A 22,136-nucleotide genomic window follows, 5' to 3' on the forward strand; every position below is an offset into this window, starting at 1 on the left:
GGTTTATACGGGCAACCCCACCACAAAACGCGCGCCCAGCGGGTCTGACGTGATATCAGCCTCTGTCGGGCGGATATTCTCAGCCCAGATTACGCCGCCATGGGCTTCGACAATCTGTTTCGAGATGGCCAAACCGAGCCCCGAATTGTTGCCGAAATGCTCGGGTGGGCGTTGCGAATAGAATCGCTTGAACACTTTGGTCAAGGCCTGTTCCGGTATACCCGGCCCGGTGTCTTCGACCACGACAAGAACACGGTTGTCGCGCTGACGCACCCAGACCCTGATCGCGTCATTTTCTTCACAGAAGGAAATGGCATTGGTGATCAGATTGACGAAAACCTGCGCCAGCCGGGCCTCAAGCCCGTTGATGACAATCGGATCGGATGGCAGATCGGTGATATAGTCGATCCCCTTCGATCGCGCATCCTCACCCAGATATTGACCTAAATTGCCAATCAGTTTGAGCAGATCAAAGGGTTGCTCTTCTTCCTTGACCAGTTCCGCGTCAAGACGCGATGCGTTCGAGATGTCGCTGACCAGCCGGTCCAGACGCCGAACGTCATGCTCGATCACAGCCAGCAGCTTGTCGCGCTGATCTTCGCGCTTGACCATGCGAAATGTACCGACAGCGGATTGCAAGCTGGCCAGGGGGTTCTTGATTTCGTGGGCGACATCAGCTGCGAACTGTTCGTTTGCGTCAATCCGATTATACAGAGCATTTACCATGCCCCGCAAAGCGCGGCTAAGGCGGCCGATTTCATCGGGACGGGCGCTAAGATCAGGGATGCGAATGCGCCCCGGATTTACCCCTGTGCCCCGGTCCTTACCCATTTCCGCCGCTGCGGCCAGATCTGCCAGCGGGTTGGCAATGGTCGAAGCCAGCACAAGGCTCAGACCCACCGAAACCAGCAAAGCCACCACGAACATTTGCAGGATGCGTTCCTGCTCGCGACGGGCCAATGCGTCAATCTCGCCTGCTGGGCCGGTGATGGCGACCGCTCCGGCCGGGGTATCTTCGTAGAGGATCGGCGCAGCGGCCACGATCACGGTCTCACCTGCGGCGTCCTGAACAGCCTGCACCTGACTTTGGCCTGCCAGCGCCTGCGGGATTATTCCCTGCACCCGTTGTGCCAGCGTCGGTGCCTCGACCTCGGTCGACCAGTTGAGAAGGTTCGACACACCGATCCACACCGCGTTCAGCGTGTCGCTGATTACTGTGCTGCCGGTTTGCAGCTCGGAATTGGTTTGCAGAAGAACCGGCATGGCCGACACTTGCGGGGCGCCGCGTGTCCAGCCAATCAGGGTGCCACTGGCGTCATAGACAAAGACTTCGCCGCCTTCGGGAAGTGTCAACCCAGACAGCGTATCTCTTACGTCGAGGTTCCCAGCATCCTGTGCGGTGTGTTGCGCACCCTGTCGCAGCTGGGTTTCAAAGACGTTGCTGACCAGCTGCGCATCGCCAAGCAGATTGCGCGCTGTTTGCTGAACCGTCTCTTTCCGCGAATCGTCCAGATACAGCAGCCCCGTAACCAGGATCACCAGCGCGATCAGGTTAAAGGTGATGATCTTGCGCGCCAAAGGCGAGCCTCGCAGAGAAAACAGGTTTCTCTGAGAACGTTTTTCCCTCAGTTCCGCTGACTCGGAATCGTCGGGAATGACCCAGTCATCCCCGAGTACGACGTCACCGTCACGTAGTTCGCTTGCTGCTTCGGTGTCGCGCACGAGAGCCCATTACCCCTTGCTGGCGTGGCGCCTATTCTTCGTTGTACCGGTAACCGATACCATAAAGGGTTTCGATCGCCGAAAACTCGGGATCAGCCGCGCGCATCTTCTTGCGCAGACGCTTGATGTGGCTGTCGATCGTCCGGTCATCCACATAAACCTGATCATCATAGGCCACATCCATCAGCTGGTCGCGGCTTTTGACGAAACCCGGACGCTGGGCAAGTGCCTGAAGAAGCAGAAATTCGGTCACGGTCAGGGATACATCATTCCCTTTCCAGCTGACTGCATGGCGCAGCGGGTCCATCCGCAAGTCGCCGCGTTCCATAACCTTTGTGTCATTGCTATTGGCAGCGATCGCATCGCCGCTTGTTGCTTCTTGCCGGCGCAGCAGCGCGCGGATGCGCTCAACCAGCAACCGTTGCGAGAAGGGCTTTTTTACATAGTCATCCGCGCCCATGCGCAGACCCAGAACCTCGTCGATTTCATCATCTTTCGAGGTCAGAAAGATCACCGGCATCTGCGTTTTCTGACGCAGCCGCTGTAGCAGATCCATGCCATCCATACGCGGCATCTTTATATCGAGCACGGCCATGTCCGGCAACTTCTTGTTGAACGCATCCAACGCGGCCTGGCCATCATTATAAGTTTCAACCTCGAAACCTTCGGCTTCGAGTGTCATGGATACAGACGTCAGAATGTTTCTATCGTCATCCACAAGTGCAATCTTTGACATCGGGCTCACCCCTATTCCTGCTCACTCGCGCAATAATTCGCTTATTTGTAAGGCATTGTTGGCGGTTTTAAGACGCCGAATCAATCCGTAACTGCGAATCGTGCCTTTGTTGCGGCAGGTCTGCGGCAAATTTGCCTTTATGCCCGCAAAAATATGCCCGGTTCTCGGTCATTGAATTTGTGATGGCGCTAAACCCGAGCTTGGTTGCGCTAACTGCGTCAAACCCGCCTGTTCATGTCCTGAACGACCATGATAAGACGCGCTCAGCCGCCGGTTTTCCCGGTACACTGCCCCAAAGGCGCCTCAGGGCCCAAAGCCCCGGCGCCGCCACAGGAGAAGACACACATGACATCTGGACGGGTTAACCCGCAATTCCGCCTCGAGGATCAGGGCATCGAGGGTCTGGGCAATGTCTATTATAACTTCATGGAACCGGCGCTGATCGAAGAAGCGTTGAAGCGCGGCGAAGGTACACTTGGAAATGGCGGTGCCTTTCTGGTCACCACTGGCAAGTTCACCGGTCGCTCGCCCAAGGACAAGCATGTCGTTAAAACCAGCAGCGTGGCCGACACCATCTGGTGGGAAAACAATGCCGAGATGAGCTCCGAGGGATTTGACGCCCTCTACCAAGACATGCTGGCGCATATGAAAGGCCGTGACTATTTCGTGCAGGACCTCGTCGGGGGCGCCGATCCAACCTACGCAATCAACGTGCGCATGGTGACCGAGCTTGCCTGGCACAACCTGTTCATCCGCCACCTGTTGCGCCGTCCCGACCGCGAGGATCTGGACGAGTTCACCGCAGACTTCACCATCATCAACTGCCCTAGCTTCAAGGCTGACCCGGCCAAACATAACTGCCGCGGCGAAACGGTGATCGCGCTGAACTTCGACCGCAAGCTGATCCTGATCGGCGGCACCGAATATGCAGGTGAAAATAAGAAATCCGTATTCACCCTGCTGAACTACATGCTGCCCGAAAAGGGTGTGATGCCGATGCACTGCTCGGCCAACCATGCTGTCGGCAACGCGGTCGACACCGCCGTGTTCTTTGGCCTGTCCGGCACTGGCAAGACAACCCTGTCCGCCGATCCGTCGCGCACGCTGATCGGGGATGACGAGCACGGCTGGTCGGATCGGGGCACCTTCAACTTCGAGGGCGGCTGCTATGCCAAGACCATCAACCTGAACGCCGAAGCCGAGCCGGAGATTTACGCGACCACCTCGAAATTCGGCACCGTGATCGAAAACATGGTCTTTGACCCTGAGACCAAGGAACTGGATTTCGACGACGACTCCCTGACCGCGAACATGCGTTGCGCCTATCCGCTTGAGTATATTTCGAACGCATCCAAAAGCGCGCTGGGTGGGCATCCGAAAAACATCATTATGCTGACCTGCGATGCCTTTGGTGTACTGCCTCCGATCGCGCGGCTGACGCCTGCGCAGGCAATGTATCACTTCCTGTCGGGCTTCACGTCAAAGGTGGCCGGGACCGAGCGTGGCGTTACCGAACCGCAACCCACCTTCTCGACCTGCTTTGGTGCGCCGTTCATGCCGCGCCGCCCGGAAGTCTACGGAAACCTGCTGCGCGACAAGATCGCCCAACACGGCGCGACCTGTTGGCTGGTCAACACAGGCTGGACCGGTGGCGCCTATGGTATCGGCAGCCGGATGCCGATCAAGGCCACCCGTGCCCTGCTGACCGCAGCGCTGGATGGTTCGCTGCGCGACGCCGAGTTCCGCAAGGACGCCAATTTCGGCTTTGACGTTCCCGTCTCTGTCCCGGGTGTCCCCGAAGTTCTGCTTGACCCACGTCGGACCTGGGATGATCAGGCCGCATTCGACAAGCAGGCCGAGAAACTGGTGCAGATGTTTGCCGAAAACTTCGAGCAGTATCTGCCATTCATTGATGACGACATCAAAGCCGTCGCAATCGGATAAACGAAAAAAGGGGCCGCTGAGCCCCTTTCTTTTTGCCAATCCGCAGCTTCTTTAGCCGTCCGCTAAATACTCATCTTATAGCTGTATGTCATTAAATGCACATACAAGTGCGTTGTTTCAAAGTGCGATCTGCGCTAGGCCTAGTTACTGTTGAGACGAAAAAGCCCGGCACATTCGCGCCGGGCACTGACTGAAAGGACTTTGTGGAAGCTCATATGCGCACACTCACAACGCTGGATTGAGCAACCTAATCAGGCTTCCAGTCTAAGTAAACGGGGATGAGTGTCAACATGGGACTGGCTGGTTGGTATTGCGATCAGTGTGGTTCAAATGGTCGCGGACAGGCGGCGGTTGGCACAGAAAACTACAGGTAACACCATGACGGAAATCTCGAAACTCACCGAACTACGCAAATTGATGCAAAGCATGGAGCGGACGCTTGGGCTGGAAAAACTATCTCCTGTTGAGCGCGACATCTATTACGCCGCGGAAGAGCTTTCAAAATCCACTCAGGAAGTGCGTACGTTCGGGTTGATCGAGCATACGCTGGTCCAAAGCATTTCGCGCCCAACGTTTTTTCGCGCGCTGAAATCGCTGGTCGAAAAAGGCTATCTTTCACAAAGTGGCAGCGCCAATCGCGGGCGGTACATCGTTCATGCCCCCAGATGACGCGCCCCGTGCGTGCACGGTGATGTGATCGCGATGCGCGGCTGGGCGACTGACACCCTTGCGGCTTCACTGGCTTATGTTCTGGCGTCGATACTGACCTTCGCTGTGCTGATGCCAATGCAGAACGTGTTTTTTCCGGAATACCCAAGCCGGGCGAGCCTGCTGTTTTTGCCGCATGGCGTACGGGTTCTGTCGGCCTGGCTGTTGGGGTGGCGCGCAATATTTGCAATGCTGCCGGGTGTGTTCATCGTCTTTGCCTATCTGGCGGGAACGGATGTTTTCCTGCCCACCCGCCTGCTGGCAATTGCTATCGCCGTCCTGACGGTTCCTGCGGTTTTCTATCTGCTGAAGGCTGTCGGATGGGACCTGTTCCCCAACCCGAACCGCAAACCCTGCTGGGTTTGCGTTATGGGCGTGGGCATAGCCACATCCTTTCTGGTCTCTGGCCTGACCAATCTGGTCTTTGGCAGTGCAACGGTTGAGTACATCGCGTTCCTGATCGGCGACATTTCGGGCCTGTTCTTTCTGATGCTGGGTCTGTATTTCGCGTTCCGGTTTGCAGACAGGCGACCGGACTAGAGCTTCAGCCCATCAGGCCACGCCGCAGCAGGTTCAAGCCCGCCAACAGCAAAACGAACAGCGTGGCCTTGCGAAAGCTGGCCTGATCGATGCGATCCTGCAGTTTCAATCCGACCCACATCCCTAGCATGGCAGGAACGATCAGGATTACTGAAAACGGAACCGTTTGCACGCGCAGAAAACCGGACCAGACATGCGCGGCCAGCAGCATGACCGCCCCCAATCCATAGATGACACCCTGAATTCGGATCTGCTCTTTCTTCGGGGTATTCAAGGCCGTCAGATATGCAACTGTGGGGGGACCCCAAATGCCCGACATGCCACCCACGAACCCGGCGACACCGCCAACAACGGCCTCAACACCGGTTGATGGATGATTTAGCACCAGCCTGACGCCCAGAACCTGCACAAGGGCGAAGAAGGACACGAACGCGCCGATCAGCAGCAGGAAGACCGAGCCGGGCACCAGCTTGACCAGCTGTGCGCTCAGCACCAGGAAAATACCGCCAACCACCAGGAACACCCGAAACCGGCGAATAGAGCTGAGTGCGGCGCTGGCGCCCCCGCGAAAAGCCTGAACGCCATTGGTGACAAGGGTCGGCAGGATCAGCCCCGCCAAGGTCAGATCCGGCGGCAGAAACGAATTCAGGCCAGATACAAACACCATGGGCATGGCAAATCCAACCATGCCCTTGACCCACCCGGCGGCAAAGGCAACGGCGATGGCAAGTAACAGCTCTTGCGGCGACAGAAGGGAAAACAGGTCCATGCCCTCTAGATATCATCTGGATTTTCTTCTGCATTGCAAAAATGTTCAGGTAATTTTTGAACTTTTTAACGGCATAATTAGTATTTTTGTTGCGCTGCACGTGCAGCATGATATGACCAGACGACCGAGGAAAGGACGCGATTCATGGCCCATGACGGACAGGATATGACCCAAATGACAACTGATGCAGTATTGCCCGATCTTCTGGATTTGACGCGAGCCGCCGTGCCTGCTGTGGACGCCGTTTTTGAAAAAGCCCGCGCATCCGTGCGTGGCATGGTGACCGCTGAAGGCCGGGTCTCTGGCGCATTGATCGAAGCAAATCAGACCGCTGCGCATGGTCTGGCCTGGCTGGCGACATATTCGCAGTCGCTGCAACAGATGCAGCGCTGGGCAGAAGCGCTGCAAGCCGATGGCAAATTTGGTGAGATCGAGCAGTTGCTGCACCAGATCGCGTTTGGCGAATATCTGCACCAGGTAGCGGGCGGTATTCCGATGAACCAGGGCGAGGTGGTGCGTCTTCAGGATATGGGCCTTGGCTGGGACGCGCTGTCGGGCTTTCAGTCAACCGAAGTGCAGACCCTGATGGCACGGGCCAATTCTCAGGCCGCACGCAGCCGTCTGGTTGCGCTGATGCAGGATCAGGCCGGAGCTACGATGTTCGGCGCGTCTGGTCTGGATGAAGAGCTTGAGATGATCCGGGACCAGTTCCGCCGCTACGCGCAGGAAAAGGTTGAACCAAACGCGCATGACTGGCACCTGAAGGATGAACTGATTCCGCTGGAAATCATTGAAGAACTGGCGGAAATGGGTGTTTTCGGCCTGACCATCCCCGAGGAATTCGGTGGGTTCGGTCTGTCCAAAGCATCAATGTGCGTGGTGTCCGAGGAACTGTCGCGCGGCTATATCGGCGTTGGTTCGCTGGGTACCCGATCCGAGATTGCGGCCGAGTTGATCATCGCAGGCGGCACCGACGCGCAAAAGGCACAGTGGCTGCCAAAGATTGCCAGTGCCGAGATCCTGCCGACTGCCGTTTTCACGGAACCTAACACCGGTTCAGACCTTGGCAGCCTGCGCACGCGCGCGGTCAAGGACGCGAATGGCGATTACAAGATAACCGGCAACAAGACCTGGATCACCCACGCCGCGCGGACCCATGTGATGACCCTGCTGGCTCGGACCAACCCCGACAGCACCGACCACCGCGGCCTGTCCATGTTCCTGGCGGAAAAGACACCGGGCACTGACGAGAATCCCTTTCCCACCCCCGGCATGACCGGTGGCGAGATCGAGGTTCTGGGCTATCGCGGCATGAAGGAATACGAGCTGGGTTTTGACGGCTTCCATGTCAAGGGTGAGAACCTGCTGGGCGGAGAAGAAGGTAAAGGTTTCAAGCAGTTGATGGAAACCTTCGAAAGTGCGCGCATCCAGACCGCCGCCCGCGCCATCGGCGTTGCACAGTGTGCGCTGGACATCGCCATGCAATATGCGATCGACCGCAAGCAGTTCGGAAAATCCCTGATCAATTTCCCGCGCGTGGCCGGCAAGCTGGCGATGATGGCGGTCGAGATCATGATCGCGCGTCAGCTGACCTATTTCAGCGCATGGGAAAAAGATCACGGCCAGCGCTGTGACCTTGAGGCCGGTATGGCCAAGCTGCTTGGTGCGCGTGTGGCCTGGGCTGCGGCGGACAACGGGTTGCAGATTCATGGCGGCAACGGCTTTGCGCTGGAATACAAGATCAGCCGCGTTCTGTGTGACGCGCGTATCCTTAACATTTTCGAAGGGGCTGCTGAAATTCAGGCACAGGTCATCGCACGACGTCTGCTCGGGTGACCCATTCCGGCAGTCCTGTTTCCCCGACTGGCCCGGCGCTTGCGCCGGGTCTTTTTCCTGTTTTGTACAATCTGTACGCGGTCCGAACCATGCAGAGTACGTTTTGTACAAAGCAAACCATCGCCCCTCGTGGCCCGCGTGACGGTCACAAATGACCCACGTGTTTCAAAACTTCCCCCTTTGATCCCACCCCTTTCACCGGTAGAGCATCAGCCGAACACGAGACGTCGCAATTAACTTTTGGGATAACGCATGACCCGACCTTTCCTTGCTATGTGTGCTGTTCTTGCGGCTCTTGCTCTGGCGGCTTGCACCACCTCGCAGCCGACGGTGAGCCGGAGTGATGTGGACGCGCTGGCGCAATCGATCCGGGGGCTTGGGGCGGAGGTCGATCCGGCCGAGGCACAGCAAGCGGCCACGATTGCCTATGCCTATTCGCAGCAGCTGAAGCAGGACTGGAATGTCACCGACCCGGCGATCATCCACAACGCCAAGATCATCAACGGGTTCCGCGAAAAGGGCCTGTGCAATGACTGGGCCGAAGCGATGACCAAACGCCTGCGGCAGGAGAATTTCCGGACGCTGGATCTGCACTGGGCCACGTCACCGCCGACCCCGTTTCGCATCATCCACCATTCGGCATCGATCAGCGCCAAGGGGGACACGATGTATGATGGCATTATCCTGGACCCCTGGCGCAACAGCGGTGCCTTGTTCTGGGCGCCGGTGCGCGAGGATACGCGATACAACTGGGCACCCCGGCTGGAAGTGCGCGAGCGGCTTCTGAACGGGTCTTTGCCCTACTGACCCGGTTCCGCAGATACGGCTGATACGCTAGAACCCTGCCATGACACGCCTGATCCTGACCCTGCCTTTGATGGCCCTGTTTCAATGCGACAGGGATGAATCCGTTGCCGCCTATGGCGCAGCAGACCGGACATGGGCGCTGCAGGAAATCGACGGACAGCCCTTTGCCGCCAGCGCCCTGCTGCGGTTCCCAGAAGAGGGCAGGATAACCGGAAATGCCCCCTGCAACAGCTATGACGGCACGCTGAACGCGCCCTACCCGTGGTTCGAAATTCAGGACCTGAGAGCAACGCGGGCCGCCTGCGCCGGGCTTGAGGCCGAAGGGGTCTATTTCGCCGCCCTTTTGGCCATGACCCAATCCGAAGTGTCGGGTGATGTGCTGATCTTGCGCAATGAGGACGGGCACGAGATGGTGTTCACAGCCGCCGAGTGACCTGATCCACGAACCGCGCGCGCGCCTCGGGCAGTGGGTTATGCCCCAGCGCGGGGGCGACGCGGTGGTTCAGGAAATATCCGGTTGTGCGCAAAGCTTCGGCAATCTCGGCATCCGGCGCGGTGCCTTCACCCCGCAGGCAGGGCGGCAGCGGCAACAGCTTGTCTGCCCATTCCCCCGCTCCTTTGACACTGACAGCGCGCCCGGTCTTGGGCGACACATAGACCAGCCCCTCGGTCGTGCCGGTCGCGGCGCAGGCGGTCAGATCAAGGCCAAAGCCAAGCTCGTCCAGCAGCGCCAGTTCCCATCGCAGGTAGGCCAGCGGCCAGATCTCATCCTGTCCCAACAGGTCCATCAACCGCTCGGTCCGGGTATAGAGCGCCGGGTGCGCCTCCCGTTCGGGCAGGCAGAAGGACAAAAGCGACACGACGGCGTTCAGCCCGGACAGGGCCAGCCGCCCGGAAAACGCCGCCGCCGCGCGCGAGCGCAGGGGTTCGACCTGAAAGGTGCCGATATGTTCTTCCAGCCGCGCGCGCCACAGCACGTCCAGCTGCGCGCCGGGTTGCAGGATGGGTGCGATCTTGCGGCTGGTCCCGCCCCGCACCACACCGGCATGACGCCCGTGGGATTCGGTAAAGACCTCGATAATCGCCGAGGTTTCGCCGTGGCGGCGAGAGGTCAGTAGGATGCCGTGATCGCGCCAGTCCAATTCGGGGTCCTGTCCGTGATAAGTTGTGGTGTTCCCAGAAAATCGTGAAGGGTTCCGTTCTGCAATGGTTTTGCGCATCAAACGCGGAAAGATAGGTGAAACGCTTGGTCCGACGGCAGGGGACTGGGCATTTATGCGGACAACCCGGACACCGTTAAATGCGACACGATGGGATTTGTCACCTGAGTCAACAGCGTTTCACCGACGGGGAAACCGCCTTTCGGCATTGCTTATTAGCGTATGGTTTGTTGCCCAGATTGATTTGAAAACAGGAAACGCCTCTTCGTGGAACAGCGTGTGGGCAGCGCCACCGTCACCGTCGTCAAGTAGATCCGCTATGGCCTTGGACAAGGCAATAAGACCCAGCATCTGCTGCGCGTTATCGGCCATCCTTGCCTTTTCCTCGTCGCTAAGGTCTTTGTTCGATTGAAGTCGTGCGAGAAGCCGGTTTGCCTTCGGCAAATACTGGTTTTTGGCAACCTCTCTGAGGTTTTCAGCGTATGACAGGCCCACTGCGATTTCTCTGGCCATCCATCCGCCTTCAAATGAAATTATTGCCGTTGTCATCAAGAAATGCAGGTGACGACTATCATGTTCCGCTTCGCGAAAAAGCCGGAGCGCATTTTGAGTCCGTATCATTTCGGCGCGCTCACCAGAAGTGTCCTGCGCTGAAGTTACCGACGTGCCAAGTGTCAGAATAACAGTAATTTTCGCGATAGCGGGCAGCAGTCTATTCACATTCGCCCTCCCCTGATTCAACCACGATAGTATAGCACATGCCGTCGCTTAAGTCCGCTCTGGCCTCAAAGCCGACATGCGTCTGGCCCGCTACTCCAGCCCCTCTTCGCCCAGCAGGTGTCGGCCTTGCCGGTCTTCAACCTCGATCACCCAGAGGTCGGGGTCAAAGCTGCGCTGGCGCTGGATGGCATGATCCACGTCGCCCTCGGGGCCAGAGGAAAGTTCGACCCATGTGCGTTCGCCGCTCATCAGATCAAAGCTGCGTTGAAAGGCGGTGGCCTGCCCGTCGAGCGTGTTGAGCTTGACCAGAACCGCGCCCGCGGTGTCGTCGCCATGGGCCACAACAAAGGCGGGGATTTCCTGAAACCGGAGCCGCGCCAGATAGGCGTGAACCCAGAAATCGGCGGTCAGGCGGGTCATGCGTTGCCGTCTTTGAAATCCAGACCCATTTCCGAATAGCGCTCGGATTCCTCAAGCCAGTTGGGCCGGACTTTCACTTGCAGGAACAGGTGGATCTTGCGGTCGAGGAATTCTTCCAGTTCCGCCCGCGCGGCCTGACTGACCGCCTTGATCGTCTCGCCCTTCTTGCCCAGAACGATGCCCTTGTGACCGTCGCGCATGACATAGATGACCTGATCGATTCTGGCCGAGCCGTCCTTGCGTTCTTCCCAGTTTTCGGTCTCGACCGTCAGTTGGTAGGGCAGTTCCTGATGCAGGCGCAGGGTCAGCTTCTCGCGCGTCATTTCAGCGGCGATCATGCGCAGGGGCAGATCGGCGATCTGATCTTCGGGATACAACCACGGGCCTTCGGGCAATTCGCCCGCCAGCCATTTGCGCAGGTCGTCGACGCCGTGGCCTTTTTCGGCCGAGATCATGAAAGTTTCGGCAAAGGGGTAGCGCGCGTTCAGGTCGCTGGTCAGGGCCAGCAGTTTCTCGGACGGCACCTTGTCGATCTTGTTGATGGCGAGCGCGATGGTGCGGCCCTGCCCGATCTCGGCCAGCCCTTCGAGGATGCGTTCAACCCCTTCGGTGATGCCGCGATGGGCCTCGACCATCAGCACGACGATATCGGCATCGGCGGCCCCGCCCCAGGCGGCGGCGACCATGGCACGGTCCAGACGGCGACGCGGTTTGAACAGACCCGGCGTGTCCACAAACACCAGTTGCGCATCGCCTTCCATCGCAACGCCCCGGATACGGGCGCGTGTGGTCTGCACCTTATGGGTCACGATCGAGACCTTGGCCCCGACCATGCGGTTCAGGAGGGTGGATTTGCCTGCGTTGGGCTCTCCGATCAGGGCGATAAATCCGGCGCGTGTGGTCATGTGTCTGGCAATCCTGTCTGCAACTGCGCCCCCCTATAGCAGAAAGGGGCGGCGGGCCAGAGGGATTTGTCGCATTGCAGCCCTGCGTCTGCGGTGGCAGGACAGGCGCAGGTGCCCAGCCAGTTCCAGCCCGGCCGCAAATCCTTTCAATGAGGTTGTCATGAAACGTCGCGAGTTTCTTCTTGGAAGCGGCGCCGCCGCAGGTGCGTTTGGGTTGGGCGGATGGTCGCTGGCGGCAGGTGATGCAGCACAGGAACTGGTGCTGCAACCCGCCAGTTACCGGCTGCGAGAACAGCTTACCGCGGGGATGGTCAGCCTCTCGCCCGATGCGCCGCCGCCGGTTCTGTTTGGGCGACAGGGCGAGCCTATGCGGCTGAGTGTGCGCAATACGCTGCCGGATTACACTTCGATGCACTGGCACGGGCTGCGCATTCGCAACGAGATGGACGGGGTGCCTTACCTGACCCAGATGCCCATCGGCGAGGGTGAGCGCTTTACCTATGAGTTCACGCCACCGGATGCGGGGACCTACTGGTACCACCCCCATTGCATGACGATGGAGCAGATGGCGCGCGGGCTGACCGGCGTGATGGTGATTGCCGAGCCGGAAGAGCAGGGGTTCGACAGCGAACAGGTGATCAATCTGCGGGATTTCCGTCTGGACGAGGATGACGCGTTCCTGCCTGCCTATACGGCGCGGGGTGCGGCGCGGGCGGGCACGTTTGGTACAGTGCAGACCGCCAACTGGCAGAGCGCGGCGGTCTATGAGCATGCGGCGGGCAGTCTGGTGCGGCTGCGGGTGGTCAACACGGACACGACCCGCATCTATAAGCTGCATCCCGAGGGGGCCGAGACCCGGATCATCGCGTGGGACGGGCATCCGGTCGAGATCGACCTGCCGGTGCCAACGGCGGATGAACCGCTGTTGCTGGGCCCCGGTCAGCGGGTGGATTTTGCCGTCCGGATGCCCGAGGGCGAAGGGCAGACGGCGGACCTGATGGCCAAGTTTCCCGGCCAGCCGCACCGCGCCATGGCGCGCTTGCGGGCGACTGGCACATCAGCGGCGCGCGATCTGAGAGAGCTGCGCCCGCTGCGTGCAAATCCCGTTGCGCGCCCCGATCCGGACCGTGCGGATTTGCATGAGTTCGTCTTTGGCTGGACGCCGGAGGGCGGTGCCCCGAATGACGGGTTCTGCGGCACGCTGGGGTATAGTTTCTGGTCGATCAACCGCAAACCCTGGCCGGGCGATGCGGCGCAGGGCACCGGGCCGCTGGCGGTATTGGAACAGGGCAAAAGCTATGTCCTGCGGTTGCGCAACGAGTCGCCCAACCTGCATCCGATCCACCTGCACGGGCTGGCCTTCGTGCCGCTGCGATCCAACCTGCGCACCCTGCCACCACTGATGACGGACACGATGCTGCTGTTGAAGGATGAGGTGGCGGATATAGCGCTGGTGGCGGACAACCCCGGCGACTGGGCGTTTCATTGCCATGTGATCGAACATCAGAAAACCGGGCTGACCGGGTTCATCCGGGTGGTTTGAACGATGAAACCCGTCGGCCCGACACCGGACCGGCGGGTTGAACGGATCAGATCACGGGTGACGGCGCAGGATGGGGTTCAGCACGGCCACAAACACGATGCCGTACAAAACGTGTCCGATCAGCGCGACCCATGTGATGCCGACAAAGTTCAGGAACGGCGGCAGACCTGCAAAGGTCGTGACACCTCCGATAGCAAATACCCACAGACCGAAACCATAGATTGCCGAGGCAACAAACATGTGGACCGGGCCCAGAACCTTGACCCAGATTGGCTGGAAAACAAGGAACCAGCCCAAAGGATAGGCAATCAGGCCGACAATGTAGAAATGCACGAAGAAACCCAGAAAAGCGTTGCTGGGAAGGCCCAGACTGGACAGCAAACTCTGCGCCAGACCTTCGGGTGACAGGTTGGCCCAGCCGATGCCTGGGCTGACGACCTGCCCCCAGAAATCGAAGGCCATGGTTGCCACAAACCCGGCAATGAACAGAAAGCCGATATTGACGAGCGAGAGTTTTGCACGTTGCATTGGATTGCCTTTATCCGTTGTTTCTCAAGTGCTTTGACCTGTCGCAGTCAGACTGATGCCAAAGCAGTTAACACCCAGATACATATCTCGGGTCGTGGCGGCTATAGTCTTCAAGTTTGATTGAAACTTGTGACAGGCCGGGCGGCAGCACCGATCAGCTGACCCGATCCAGCAACGCCTTGGCGGCCGCCTGTTCGGCCTGGCGCTTGGAGCCTGCGGTGGCTTGTGCCTCGGTTCCGTCCTGAAGGCGGGCGGCGATTGTGAAGACGGGGGCGTGGTCGGGGCCGCTGCGTTTGACCTCGACATAGCTGGGTGGTTTCTGGCCGCGCGCCTGCGCCCATTCCTGAAGCGCGGTTTTGGCGTCGCGGGCGTCGGCCTCGACCTTGTGGATGCGGTCGCCCCAGAGGGCGAGGATGACATCGCGGGCGGCTTCGAACCCGGCGTCGCGGTAGATGGCGGCAATCACCGCCTCCATCGCGTCGCCCAGCAGCGCCTGTTTGCGGCGCCCACCCGAGAGCATCTCGGACCGGCCCAGTTTCAGCACCGCCCCCAGATCGATCTGGCGGGCGACATCTGCGCAGGCCTCTTTGCGGACCAGAGCGTTGAACCGGGGCGCAAGCTGGCCTTCGGAGGCTTTCTTGTCGGCCTCAAGCAGCGCGGTGGCCATGACAAGACCCAGCACCCGGTCGCCCAGAAATTCAAGCCGCTGATTGTCGGGCCGGGTCGACGATGAGACCGAGCCGTGGGTCAGCGCACGCACCAGCAGCTCGGGGTTGGCAAATTCATACCCCAAACGCTGCTGGAAGGCCTTTATCTCGGCTGAGAGCTTCAATTCACAGCCTTGAAGAACCGATCCCCACGCCAGGTCCAGAAGAACAGCATGGACCGCCCGGCGGACGAGAACATGATCCGGTCGGCACGGCCGATCAGGTTTTCGTAGGGCACATAGCCAACCCCGCCAGCGGATTGCGGCAGGCGGCTGTCAGCAGAGTTGTCGCGGTTGTCGCCCATGAAGAAATAGTGGCCCTCGGGCACTGTATAGATGCCGGTATTGTCCGAGCCCTGATTGCCGATATTCAGCACGTAATAGGTGACGCCGTTGGGCAGGGTTTCGATCAGGCGCGACTTTTCACAGGCGCCGCCAACACCGACGGGGCCGTTTTCACAGCGTGGGCGCAGTCGTTGCGGGCCCTGTGGTTCGGCGATTTCGGTGAATATGCCGTCAGGCTGTTGCGGAACCGGTGTGCCGTTGAGGATGATCTGCCCCTCGCGGACCTGAATGCGGTCACCCGGCAGGCCGATCAGGCGCTTGATATAGTCACGCCCGCTGACCGGGTGGCGGAAGACAATGACGTCGCCGCGCACGGGATCGCCGCCCCAGATGCGGCTTCCGTCGTCGCCCTGCATCCAGCCACAGAGATCTTCGGCGTCGATATTCAGGCCGACACTGGGGATGATCAGGCTGGGACATGAGGCGTAGGAATAGCCGTAGGCCATCTTGTTGACGAAGAGGAAATCGCCGATCAGCAGCGTCTGCTTCATCGAACCGGACGGAATCCAGAACGGTTGAAAGAAGAGGGTCCGGAACACGCCCGCGATCAGCAGGGCATAGACGATGGTCTTGATCGTTTCCCAGACGCCGCTTCCGGTTTTGGCTTCCTCGGCCATACTGCTCTCTCCAGTTCTCTGTGCTTGGCTTCGCTGCTACATGCGGGGGGGATGGGGTCAAGTCAAGGCTGTGTGACGTGATCTTGCAGGGGGCGCGCCTCGATCACGACAAAGGCCTGTGCCCAGGGGTGGTCATCGGTCAGGGTGACGTGGATGATCGCCTCGTGACCTGCGGGGGTCAGTTCGTTCAGGCGTTCGGCGGCCCAGCCGGTGACATGCATCACCGGCTGCCCGGTGCGCAGGTTGGTGACGGCCATGTCTTTCCACGAAATGCCCATGCGCAGGCCGGTGCCGAGCGCCTTGGAACATGCCTCTTTCGCGGCCCAGCGTTTGGCATAAGTGCCTGCGGTATCCGCGCGGCGTTCGGCCTTGCGCTGTTCGGTGTCAGTAAAGACACGGTTGCGGAACCGGTCGCCGAACCGGTCGAGCGTACCCTGAATGCGGTCGATGTTTGCAAGGTCTGTGCCGATGCCGAGGATCATATGGCTCTCATTTCTCTGGTCGGGCCAATCAACGGCAATTGATGACCACACGCAAGCGGTTGGTTGCCGCATTCCGTGATATACTTTACCGGAATGTTCAATTTTTACGTTTGTGCGGGGGACGCAATGTCGAAAATTCCGTTCATGGCGATTGCGGTGGCTGGCATTGTCGTAAGCACCGTTTTACACGCTTTTGCACAGGATTGCGGAACCGGGGAAACCCCCTGTCAGGTTGGAGAGGTGTCCTATCGGGTGGTTCTGCCGGATGCCGCGCCCAAGCCGCCAGCTGTTATCTATCTGCATGGCTATGGGGCAACGGCGAATTCAGCCGTAAATCTTTCCGGCCTCGCGGCGGCCTTTACCGACCGCGGCATCGCCTTTATCGCGCCGAACGGTCAGGTCGACATTGGAAATCCCAAGGCGCTGGATTGGGGGGTGCATGATGGCTATCGCTGGCCGCGGGATGATCTGGCCGCGCTGGAGCAGATCAAGGAAGACGCCATTGCCCGTTTCGACCTGAACGCAGATCGCATTATGCTGGCGGGGTATTCACGCGGCGGATCACTGGTTTGGGACAAGGCCTGCACGGATCATTCCTTTGCCTTTGCCTATGCCTCGGCATCAGGGGCCTTTTGGGAGCCGATGTGGCGGCGGTGCAGCGGCCCAGTTCACATGCATCATTCCCACGGATTTGCAGACCGGACCGTCCCGCTGGAAGGGCGTTTTGTGACCTTTGGGGACTATGATTTCGAACAGGGTAGCGTTTTGAAATCCATTGAAATTCTGACCAGAACCAATGGATGCGGGCAGATGGCGAACAGCGTTTCAACAGAAGGTGCAACCTGGCGAAAGAAGTGGACCGAGTGTCTGGACGGCTCTGTCACCCTGTCGCTGGGGCCACATGGTCACGGCAGGCAACCCGGTTGGGCAAATGCTGTTGCGGAATGGTTTCTGGAAATCTCGAGCGCGCCCTAGCGCCTCCACCGGCATTTGCCGAAATCAACTTGCCTGCTTTACGACAACCGCACCGTCAAAATCTTGTAACTCGCCAGGCCAAAAAACCCGGCAAAGGCGAAATCGAACCAGCGGCGGGCGCGGCGGTAGGTGCGGACCATGCGGGCGGATGAGAACAAAAACGCATAGCCGATGAAGATCAGCAGCGATCCTGCGTACAGCATGGCGAAATAGCCCAGCAGCATCGGCAGGTTGGCATCGCTTGGCGCGACGATGGCATAGATCGACCCCCAGCTGAGGATTGCCTTGGGGTTGGTCAGGTGGATCGCCGCGCCTTTGGCAAAAACCGTGGGCAGCGTGCCGGTGACCGGTTTACCAAGGGCGACCTCATCATCCGAGGTCATCGCGCGTTTCAGGGCCTTCAGCGCCAGCCAGCCCAGATAGGCCACGCCGACATAGCGGATCACCTCGAACAGCCAGACATTGGCCAGCATGACCGCCGACAAGCCCAGCGCCGCGGCAATGCCCCAGGCGGCCGATCCAGCGCAGATGCCAAGGGCAAAGGCCAGCCCGGCGGTGCGGCCTTCGGTCATGGCGGTTCCGGCAATGCCCATCGTGGCCGGGCCCGGAGATCCCCCGGCCATGAGCCAGGCGAACCAGATGGCGATAAAGCCGGAGGTGATCACGCGCGCGCCTCGTCCATCAGGCGGCGCATCTCCCGAATGGCGGGGGTGAGACCCAGGAAGATCGCCTCACCAATCAGGAAATGCCCGATGTTCAATTCCATGACCTCGGGGAAAGCGGCAACCGGCTTTACGGAGTCATAGGTCAGGCCATGGCCTGCATGGACCTCGAGCCCCAGCGAATGGGCAAAGGTGGACATCTGGCGCAGCGATTCAAGCTCGCGCGCGGCGGCGTCCATACGTCCTTCGGCATGGGCGTCGCAATAGGCACCGGTGTGCAGTTCGATCACCTCGGCACCGATGCGGTGCGCGGCCTCGATCTGACGCTGATCCGCGGCGATGAAGATCGACACGCGGCACCCGGCCTCGCGCAGGGGGGCGATGAAATGGGCCAGCTTGTTTTCCTCGCGCGCGACTTCGAGCCCGCCTTCGGTGGTGCGTTCCTCGCGCTTTTCGGGAACGATACAGACGGCGTGCGGTTTGTGGCGCAGGGCGATTTTCTGCATCTCTTCGGTGGCGGCCATTTCAAAGTTCAGAGGCACCGACAGAACCTCCATCAGCCCGTCGATATCGGCGTCCGAGATATGGCGGCGGTCTTCGCGCAGATGCGCGGTGATGCCGTCGGCGCCGGCCTCCTCTGCCAGCTTGGCGGCGCGCAGCGGGTCAGGATAGGCCCCGCCGCGCGCGTTGCGCACGGTGGCGACATGATCGATATTCACACCCAGACGCAGACGGCTTTCGGACATCATTTGGTTCCTTTTGCAGATTTTCGCCCCGACCTTAGCGATCTTGGCGCGGGACCGGCAGGTGTTTCTTCGGCCCGGCGTTTGATTTCTTCAAACTTTGCCTTGATCTTGGCGCGGCGGCGCAGCTGGTAGGTCAGGATCAGCGGCAGGCTGAGGTAGTAGCAGATGATGCCCGCCACGATACCGGGAATGATGCCGCCAATCATGTAGGGATAGAAAACGTCATCGTAGAACTGACCCAGCCCGTGCCAGTCGGCCACGCGGTCCGTGAACAGGGCAAGAAGATTGTCCTTGAGGTCGCCGATGGCGTCGGCAAACTTGCCCATCAGCCCCTGCGTGTCGCCTTCTTCATATTCGGTGCCCAGCAAGAAATGCCCGGTTTGCAGGCAGATCACCCCAATCGGGACATAGGTCAGGGGGTTGCCGAAGAACGTACCGCTGAGCGCGGCCAGAATATTGCCCTTGATCAGCCGCGCACCAATTGCGGCGACCAGAAAGTGCAGCCCATAAAACGGCGTAAAGGATGCGAAAACGCCCGCCCCGATGCCGCGGGCAATCCGGTCAGGGGAATCCGGCAGGCGGCGGACACGGTGTTTGACATAGTGGAAGGCGCGGGTCCATCCGCCACGCGGATAGACGAGTTCCGAAGCGACCTGAACAGGAGAGCGTCGGTCTCGGCGCTTGAATACCACCCGTGATCACCCCTTCTCAGCCAGCCGCGGTCGCGGTTTTGGTCCGGTCCCGATAACGCTCGACCGCCGCAACGTCGCTTTCAGCCTCAAGCATCAGCATCAGCGAATGCAACTGTTCAAGGTCGCGCAGTTCGACATTGATCAGCAGGCGGTAAAAATCCGGTTTGCGGTCCACAAATTCCAGGTTCGAGATATTGGCCTTTTTCTCGCCGATCAATGTGCAAATGCGCCCCAGAACCCCGGCATCGTTGCCGATGGTCAGATCCAGTGTCGCCCCATAGACGGCCGGGTGCGTACCCGAATGCCAGTGCAGATCGACCCAGCGTTCCGGTTCGCTTTCATATTGGCTGAGCTTGTCGCAGTCGATGGCGTGCACCACAACACCCTTGCCCCGGTAGGTGATGCCGACGATCCGTTCGCCCGGCAGCGGCTGACAGCAGGGCGCGCGGTCGAATTTCTGGCCGGGTTCAAGACCGATCACGGCGCGCCGCAGCGGAATGGCGTCGCCGTCATCCTGAGCCAGTTCGGGATAAACGGCCTGAACCACCTCATGAGCGGTCAATTCGGCACTGCCCAGACGGGCCAGCAATTCATGCCGGTCTTTCAGGCGCAGGTGCTTGGCGGCGGTATCAAGCGCCTTGTCGGTGGCCTTGCGCCCCACATGGTCAAAGCCCGAGCGCGCCAGTTCCTTGCCCAGCTTGATGAACCGTTCGCGATCCACCTCGCGCAGGGCGCGGCGGATGGCGGTGCGGGCCTTGCCGGTGACAGCGATCTCAAGCCATGTGACCTGCGGTGTCTGCCCGTCAGCGGTGATGATATCGACCGACTGGCCGTTCTTCATCCGCGTCCAGAGCGGCACGCGAATGCCATCGACCTTGGCCCCCACACAGGCATGGCCGATCCGCGTGTGGATGGCATAGGCGAAATCGATCGGGGTCGCACCCCGCGGCAGTTTCACCACGTCGCCCTTGGGGGTGAAGCAGAAGACCTGGTCCGAATACATCTCGAGCTTGACGGCTTCGAGAAAATCCTCGTGATCATCCTCGTTGTCGAATTGCTCGGTCAGGTTGGATATCCATTTCGCCGGGTCGACGGCAAAGGGGTTTTCCGTGCGCACCCCGTCCCGGTAGGACCAGTGCGCCGCAACGCCGGTTTCGGCCACATCGTGCATCTGGCGGGTGCGGATCTGAACCTCGACCCGTTTGCCGTCGCGCCCTGAAACCGTGGTATGGATTGAACGGTAGCCGTTCGATTTCGGCTGGCTGATATAGTCCTTGAACCGCCCCGGCACCGCGCGCCAGCGCTGATGGATGGCCCCAAGCGTGCGATAGCAGTCTTCTTCCGTCTGCGTGATGATGCGGAACCCGTAGATATCCGAGAGGCGCGAGAAGCCCTGATCCTTTTCCTGCATCTTGCGCCAGATCGAATAGGGTTTCTTGGCGCGGCCGAAGACTTCGGCCTCAATGCCTGCCTTTTCCAGCTCGTGACGCATGTCGCCGGTGATGCGGTGGATCACATCGCCGGTTTCGCGTTGCAGCGTGATAAAGCGACGGATGATCGACTGGCGGCCTTCGGGGTTCAGGACGCGGAACGCGAGGTCTTCAAGCTCCTCGCGCATCCATTGCATCCCCATGCGGCCCGCAAGCGGCGCGTAGATATCCATCGTCTCGCGCGCTTTCTGAACCTGCTTTTCGGGCCGCATCGCCTTGATGGTGCGCATGTTGTGCAGACGGTCGGCCAGCTTGACCAGAATGACCCGCAGGTCCTTGGACATGGCCATGAATAGCTTGCGGAAATTCTCGGCCTGCTTGGTTTCGCGGCTGGACAGTTGCAGGTTGGTCAGCTTGGTGACGCCATCGACCAGCTTGGCGACCTCATCACCGAACAGGTCGGACACCTTGCCGTAATTGGCCTTGGTGTCTTCTATCGTGTCATGCAGCAAAGCCGTAATGATCGTCGCATCATCCAGACGCTGTTCGGTCAGGATGGCGGCAACGGCAACAGGGTGGGTAAAATAGGGTTCGCCAGAGTGGCGGAATTGCCCTGCGTGCATCTGCTGGCCAAACTCATAGGCCAGCGCGAGACGTTCGGCATTAGTCTTGGGATTGTAGTTGCGGACCAGCGCAATCAGATCGTCAGCAGAAATCATCCGGTCCGCACCTTCGTCTTTGGAGCTTACCCCTGCCCTTGAGCCTCCATCAGAGCGCGCAGGAGCTTTTCTTCGGACATGTCGTCCATCGCAGGCTTGTCCGACTCGGCACCCATCAGCAGCGCCATCTGATCTTCTTCCGGCTCATCAACCTCGATCTGGGTCTGGTTGGCCTCGATCAGGCGTTCGCGCAGGGCGTCCGCGCCTTGGGTCTCGTCGGCGATTTCGCGCAAGGACACGACAGGGTTCTTGTCGTTGTCGCGGTCAACGGTAATCGCGGCACCGGCAGAAATCTCGCGCGCCCGATGGGCGGCCAGCATCACCAGTTCGAACCGGTTTGGAACCTTGTCTACGCAATCTTCAACCGTCACGCGGGCCATTGGGCGCTCTCCGTTTCTGAGTCCATGTCAGGAAGAGGTTTATC

The 22,136-nt window shown here is 59.7% G+C and carries 24 protein-coding genes; 8 read left to right on the top strand and 16 right to left on the bottom strand.

All coding sequences use genetic code 11. The annotated features are described in order from the left end of the window. Nucleotides 1-3: 3 nt before the first annotated feature. Both ACR0BF_RS01535 and ACR0BF_RS01540 read right to left on the bottom strand, forming a co-directional pair. On the bottom strand, nt 4-1,722 hold the full coding sequence (locus tag ACR0BF_RS01535; RefSeq protein WP_480623490.1) for an ATP-binding protein: 1,719 nt from the start codon (nt 1,720-1,722) through the stop codon (nt 4-6). A gap of 31 nt (nt 1,723-1,753) precedes the next feature. After that, the gene (locus ACR0BF_RS01540) at nt 1,754-2,458 is read right to left on the bottom strand and encodes a response regulator transcription factor (RefSeq protein WP_267364197.1); all 705 of its coding nucleotides are present in this window, start codon (nt 2,456-2,458) and stop codon (nt 1,754-1,756) included. 345 nt (nt 2,459-2,803) lie between these two features. On the opposite strand from ACR0BF_RS01540, the gene ACR0BF_RS01545 reads away from it, so the two are divergent. The 3 genes from ACR0BF_RS01545 (at nt 2,804) to ACR0BF_RS01555 (ending at nt 5,650) form a co-directional block, all read left to right on the top strand. Then, a complete protein-coding gene (locus tag ACR0BF_RS01545; RefSeq protein ID WP_480624135.1) occupies nt 2,804-4,402 on the top strand; it encodes a phosphoenolpyruvate carboxykinase in 1,599 nt (532 codons plus the stop codon). 282 nt (nt 4,403-4,684) lie between these two features. Beyond that, entirely contained in the window at nt 4,685-5,071 is a 387-nt protein-coding gene (locus ACR0BF_RS01550; protein ID WP_480473858.1) for a hypothetical protein, read from the top strand. A 33-nt stretch (nt 5,072-5,104) separates the two neighbouring features. Next, on the top strand, nt 5,105-5,650 hold the full coding sequence (locus tag ACR0BF_RS01555; protein ID WP_480607897.1) for a hypothetical protein: 546 nt from the start codon (nt 5,105-5,107) through the stop codon (nt 5,648-5,650). 4 nt (nt 5,651-5,654) lie between these two features. On the opposite strand, the gene ACR0BF_RS01560 is transcribed toward ACR0BF_RS01555, so the two are convergent. Continuing rightward, nucleotides 5,655-6,419, bottom strand: a complete 765-nt coding sequence (locus ACR0BF_RS01560) for a sulfite exporter TauE/SafE family protein (protein ID WP_480624136.1) — start codon at nt 6,417-6,419, stop codon at nt 5,655-5,657. A gap of 144 nt (nt 6,420-6,563) precedes the next feature. On the opposite strand from ACR0BF_RS01560, the gene ACR0BF_RS01565 reads away from it, so the two are divergent. The 3 genes from ACR0BF_RS01565 to ACR0BF_RS01575 all read left to right on the top strand — a co-directional run bounded on the left by ACR0BF_RS01565 (nt 6,564) and on the right by ACR0BF_RS01575 (nt 9,495). Next, nucleotides 6,564-8,255, top strand: coding sequence for an acyl-CoA dehydrogenase family protein (locus ACR0BF_RS01565; RefSeq protein WP_480519489.1), 1,692 nt, complete (start codon nt 6,564-6,566; stop codon nt 8,253-8,255). 252 nt (nt 8,256-8,507) lie between these two features. After that, nucleotides 8,508-9,062: a hypothetical protein gene (locus ACR0BF_RS01570; RefSeq protein ID WP_480624137.1), complete on the top strand. Its 555-nt coding sequence runs from the start codon at nt 8,508-8,510 to the stop codon at nt 9,060-9,062. A gap of 40 nt (nt 9,063-9,102) precedes the next feature. Then, complete coding sequence (locus tag ACR0BF_RS01575) at nt 9,103-9,495, top strand: META domain-containing protein (RefSeq protein WP_480507408.1); 393 nt, start codon at nt 9,103-9,105, stop codon at nt 9,493-9,495. Here ACR0BF_RS01575 and recO read toward each other — a convergent pair. The 4 genes from recO to era form a co-directional block, all read right to left on the bottom strand. Then, on the bottom strand, nt 9,479-10,204 hold the full coding sequence (gene recO / locus ACR0BF_RS01580; RefSeq protein ID WP_267366372.1) for a DNA repair protein RecO: 726 nt from the start codon (nt 10,202-10,204) through the stop codon (nt 9,479-9,481). The two genes, ACR0BF_RS01575 and recO, sit on opposite strands and share 17 nt — an antisense overlap. 198 nt (nt 10,205-10,402) lie before the next feature. Next, nucleotides 10,403-10,942 (bottom strand): hypothetical protein, encoded by a 540-nt coding sequence (locus tag ACR0BF_RS01585; protein ID WP_480624138.1) that lies wholly within the window; start codon nt 10,940-10,942, stop codon nt 10,403-10,405. Between the two features lie 90 nt (nt 10,943-11,032). Next, nucleotides 11,033-11,362 (bottom strand): DUF1491 family protein, encoded by a 330-nt coding sequence (locus ACR0BF_RS01590; RefSeq protein WP_209598772.1) that lies wholly within the window; start codon nt 11,360-11,362, stop codon nt 11,033-11,035. Further along, the gene (era, locus tag ACR0BF_RS01595; protein ID WP_480473866.1) at nt 11,359-12,267 is read right to left on the bottom strand and encodes a GTPase Era; all 909 of its coding nucleotides are present in this window, start codon (nt 12,265-12,267) and stop codon (nt 11,359-11,361) included. The genes ACR0BF_RS01590 and era overlap by 4 nt, the downstream gene beginning before the upstream one ends. A 160-nt stretch (nt 12,268-12,427) precedes the next feature. Between era and ACR0BF_RS01600 the strand changes: the two genes are divergently transcribed. After that, nucleotides 12,428-13,810 carry a multicopper oxidase family protein gene (locus ACR0BF_RS01600; RefSeq protein ID WP_480624139.1) on the top strand — a complete coding sequence of 461 codons (1,383 nt, stop codon included), beginning with the start codon at nt 12,428-12,430 and terminating at the stop codon, nt 13,808-13,810. A gap of 51 nt (nt 13,811-13,861) precedes the next feature. Here ACR0BF_RS01600 and ACR0BF_RS01605 read toward each other — a convergent pair whose 3' ends face one another. From ACR0BF_RS01605 to acpS, 4 genes are all read right to left on the bottom strand, one after another. Further along, entirely contained in the window at nt 13,862-14,338 is a 477-nt protein-coding gene (locus tag ACR0BF_RS01605) for a hypothetical protein (RefSeq protein ID WP_480473869.1), read from the bottom strand. A 154-nt stretch (nt 14,339-14,492) separates the two neighbouring features. Beyond that, complete coding sequence (gene rnc, locus ACR0BF_RS01610; RefSeq protein WP_480473871.1) at nt 14,493-15,170, bottom strand: ribonuclease III; 678 nt, start codon at nt 15,168-15,170, stop codon at nt 14,493-14,495. Beyond that, a complete protein-coding gene (lepB, locus tag ACR0BF_RS01615) occupies nt 15,167-16,006 on the bottom strand; it encodes a signal peptidase I (protein ID WP_480624140.1) in 840 nt (279 codons plus the stop codon). Before lepB ends, rnc begins: the two co-directional genes overlap by 4 nt. 62 nt (nt 16,007-16,068) lie before the next feature. Beyond that, a complete protein-coding gene (gene acpS / locus ACR0BF_RS01620) occupies nt 16,069-16,488 on the bottom strand; it encodes a holo-ACP synthase (RefSeq protein ID WP_209506227.1) in 420 nt (139 codons plus the stop codon). 126 nt (nt 16,489-16,614) lie between these two features. On the opposite strand from acpS, the gene ACR0BF_RS01625 reads away from it, so the two are divergent. Beyond that, on the top strand, nt 16,615-17,463 hold the full coding sequence (locus tag ACR0BF_RS01625) for a CE1 family esterase (RefSeq protein WP_480624141.1): 849 nt from the start codon (nt 16,615-16,617) through the stop codon (nt 17,461-17,463). A gap of 38 nt (nt 17,464-17,501) precedes the next feature. Here ACR0BF_RS01625 and ACR0BF_RS01630 read toward each other — a convergent pair whose 3' ends face one another. Genes ACR0BF_RS01630 through rpoZ form a run of 5 tightly spaced genes read right to left on the bottom strand, consistent with a single transcriptional unit; the run spans nt 17,502 to nt 22,092 of the window. After that, entirely contained in the window at nt 17,502-18,128 is a 627-nt protein-coding gene (locus tag ACR0BF_RS01630; RefSeq protein WP_480519473.1) for a LysE family translocator, read from the bottom strand. After that, entirely contained in the window at nt 18,125-18,871 is a 747-nt protein-coding gene (locus ACR0BF_RS01635) for a pyridoxine 5'-phosphate synthase (RefSeq protein WP_480483761.1), read from the bottom strand. The genes ACR0BF_RS01630 and ACR0BF_RS01635 overlap by 4 nt, the downstream gene beginning before the upstream one ends. Then, complete coding sequence (locus ACR0BF_RS01640) at nt 18,871-19,563, bottom strand: DUF2062 domain-containing protein (RefSeq protein ID WP_480473877.1); 693 nt, start codon at nt 19,561-19,563, stop codon at nt 18,871-18,873. Before ACR0BF_RS01640 ends, ACR0BF_RS01635 begins: the two co-directional genes overlap by 1 nt. 16 nt (nt 19,564-19,579) lie before the next feature. Beyond that, nucleotides 19,580-21,712 (bottom strand): RelA/SpoT family protein, encoded by a 2,133-nt coding sequence (locus tag ACR0BF_RS01645; protein ID WP_480473878.1) that lies wholly within the window; start codon nt 21,710-21,712, stop codon nt 19,580-19,582. Between the two features lie 26 nt (nt 21,713-21,738). After that, complete coding sequence (rpoZ, locus tag ACR0BF_RS01650; RefSeq protein ID WP_209506215.1) at nt 21,739-22,092, bottom strand: DNA-directed RNA polymerase subunit omega; 354 nt, start codon at nt 22,090-22,092, stop codon at nt 21,739-21,741. Nucleotides 22,093-22,136 lie beyond the last annotated feature (44 nt).

The organism is Ruegeria sp. AG7 (genome assembly GCF_056541545.1).